This is a genomic window from Chamaesiphon sp. OTE_75_metabat_556, from assembly GCF_031378165.1.
Taxonomy (GTDB): domain Bacteria; phylum Cyanobacteriota; class Cyanobacteriia; order Cyanobacteriales; family Chamaesiphonaceae; genus Chamaesiphon.
The window spans coordinates 1-2,625 of the sequence record NZ_JANNDR010000062.1; the positions used below are offsets into that span (position 1 = coordinate 1).

General features: G+C 42.2%; 3 protein-coding genes. All 3 read left to right on the forward strand.

The genetic code is table 11. The features are described from left to right. Nucleotides 1–551 precede the first annotated feature (551 nt). The 3 genes from RMO27_RS03180 (at nucleotide 552) to RMO27_RS03190 (ending at nucleotide 2,346) form a co-directional block, all read left to right on the forward strand. Nucleotides 552–911, forward strand: a complete 360-nt coding sequence (locus tag RMO27_RS03180; protein ID WP_309729016.1) for a type II toxin-antitoxin system RelE/ParE family toxin — start codon at nucleotides 552–554, stop codon at nucleotides 909–911. After that, nucleotides 908–1,240 (forward strand): helix-turn-helix transcriptional regulator, encoded by a 333-nt coding sequence (locus tag RMO27_RS03185; RefSeq protein WP_309729018.1) that lies wholly within the window; start codon nucleotides 908–910, stop codon nucleotides 1,238–1,240. The genes RMO27_RS03180 and RMO27_RS03185 overlap by 4 nt, the downstream gene beginning before the upstream one ends. 326 nt (nucleotides 1,241–1,566) lie before the next feature. Next, on the forward strand, nucleotides 1,567–2,346 hold the full coding sequence (locus RMO27_RS03190; RefSeq protein WP_309729020.1) for a hypothetical protein: 780 nt from the start codon (nucleotides 1,567–1,569) through the stop codon (nucleotides 2,344–2,346). Nucleotides 2,347–2,625: the final 279 nt, after the last annotated feature.

The following is a 2,625-nucleotide window of genomic DNA, read 5'->3' on the forward strand; positions in this document are numbered from 1 at the left end:
ACATTTCATGTCGATCGAGAATTTCAATTACTTGATTCAACATATAGCTGCCAGAGTGATTTGACATGCAACGATCGCTCCTAATCTACTTTTTCAAAATATTTGTTTGTATTATAGTATAAATAAACTATTCTGTCTTCATGCAAGTGGAATGAGTGGTAAGTCCGCTCGCCACACGGGATTGCTACAGGATCGGCCCGAAAACCTGCTTTGGTAGCGTTGTAACGTTTGCTCAGAGGCAGTTGTAATAAAGCTCATTCCATCTCCTGACTTTGCTTGCAGCATGAAATTGCCCGTGCCAATGGCGCGGGATCGAGACGATCCGCACCCTAAGTATCGATCTAGTTAAATTCACCATAAGTATTTTCTTTAAAACCTCCAATTCTTTGCTCAAAGCTAATTTGAGCCGATTTTACTGTGAGATTTTAGGTACCTATAAACGTATTTATAGGGACTTGAATTTGCCCGATCGCAATTTTAGCCCCCCTATCCCTCGGTAGACTACAGGAGTTCGATCCAGCGGTATTATATAAATGTGATATCATGAATATATGATATGGGAGATTATTTTTCATAGAGAATTTGAAGAATGGTTTTTTGCTCAAGATAATGGGGTACAAGCGTCGATTGCGATGGTACTCGATATTTTAGAAGAGCAGGGAGCATCATTGGGTCGTCCTTACGCGGACACGATTAAAGGTTCGACCTTTACCAATATGAAAGAACTTCGCGTCCAACATGATGGCAATCCCTACCGGATACTGTTTGTTTTCGATCCGCAACGCCAAGCAGTTCTGCTCGTTGGGGGTGACAAAGGAGGCGATAAACGCTGGTATGAAAAGAATATCCCCATCGCCGAGCGACGGTTTACAGAGTACCTAGAAGAAACTGATAGTGGTAAATCCCTATGAATAGACAACACAGAACCTATCGCCAAATCAAACAAGAATTTTCTCCACAAATGCAGTCAGAAATTAGTGCTGGTGCCGATAAAATTCGTGCGAAATTAAAAATTATCAGTGCGGTTCGACAAGCTGCCGGACTCACCCAAGAAGAGCTAGCCGATTTATTAGAAGTGCGGCAATCCTATATATCTCAAGTTGAAGCTAGAGAAAATATCACTCTCTCGACATTGATTGGCACGATCGCCGCAATGGGCGGATCGATCGATATTACAGTCCATTTTCCAGAGAAACCCTCCGTGCAATTTTCACAAATCGAAACATCATTCATTCAATAGATGGATCGAGGAAGGCATATTAAATGACACGTCAATTGGCGGGGCGACAACGCTCGGCTCTGGGGTTAAATGTGCTGTCGTTTGTCAAATGACAGCTCTTGGTGACACAGCTAGACTCCATCCAGCTATAGATTTCACGATCCATCGGCGGTTGTCGCGACAGCTACCGATCGATCGAAATGACAGAGCCGATCGACCCAGACTTGAGGAGCGATCGTGCCACCGATGCCGATGAAGAGCTAAGATTGTTGTTTAGCAGGGCTAATTTATCGACCGCCAACATGGAGCAATATTAAATTAAGATAAAATACTATCTTTTAAAAAATATGTTTGATAATGCTAATACTAGTTCGATCCTCTCAATATCAGATATCGAACAGACTAGAGAGTTGGGATATTTACAAAATGATGAGGCATTAAAATATCTTAAAGAAAAACAAGATTTCTGGAAAAATTTAGCCAAGATATCTGCTGGAGTTGCTAGCGGTGGGGCAGTTATTAGTAATCCAATCGTCGGACTTGGTGGAGCGATTGGCAGCTTAAAGGCAATCGATGAATCTTTAACGATAGATCGCTTAGTTTCTGTGACTGAAATGTTATTAAATACTTTTAGAGATGAAGGGATCGTACTTACTCCGCGAGTTAAAACTAATGAAGGGATGATCGATCTGTTTGTTAAAACCAGTGATGGCAGAAATTTCGCATTTCTGCTCAGATCGAAAGGCACCGCACGAGTTAAGTGGCGAGAAGATCGCCAAGATTTTTGTATATACAGTCAACAAAAGAATGGGAGAACGCGGATCGAGAAGTGGAGTGAATTAGTGCGAGTGGGTAGGCAACTAAATCAAGCAACGTTACTTCTCAAAAAAGAAAAAGACCCAATTAAAGGTCAAAATGGCGGCGAGCTAAGGAAACCAGTCACAAAGGCGATCGTCCTTACTGGCAAAACGATCGTCGATCCCAATAACGATCCGGCTCTATTCCTGGACTTTGGACTGCTCAAGCAAGAAAGCAAGACAGTGATTCGAGTACTGATCGGCACCGCCATCCATTTGGTGAGTCATGAAAATCTGGTGAATTTCTTGCGTCAGCCAGAAAGTAATTAGATTTTTGCTCGAAAAGAGGGCATAATATCTACAAACAACCAAACCCCTGCGAGTTCGCGTGTTGCGAGGCAGGGGTTCAGGTAGCGGCCGAGACGACCTTTATTAAATGCTCAGGCTTAACGACCTGAAACCAAAAACTAAGTTCTTTTAGAAGGAGACTTAGTTAAGATTATACCCATTTTTCTTCTAAAATTAACCCCCACTTTGCTTTCAAGCCACAGGACAATCGCTGAAACCTTTGTTAGGTAGCAGTTATAGGGATTAATAGATTAATTGAGT

What these genes read in the sequence shown, in the direction of transcription:
- RMO27_RS03180 (WP_309729016.1), top strand. Translation starts at nt 552, where the DNA reads ATGATATGGGAGATTATTTTTCATAGAGAATTTGAAGAATGGTTTTTT.
- RMO27_RS03185 (WP_309729018.1), top strand. Translation starts at nt 908, where the DNA reads ATGAATAGACAACACAGAACCTATCGCCAAATCAAACAAGAATTTTCT.
- RMO27_RS03190 (WP_309729020.1), top strand. Translation starts at nt 1,567, where the DNA reads ATGTTTGATAATGCTAATACTAGTTCGATCCTCTCAATATCAGATATC.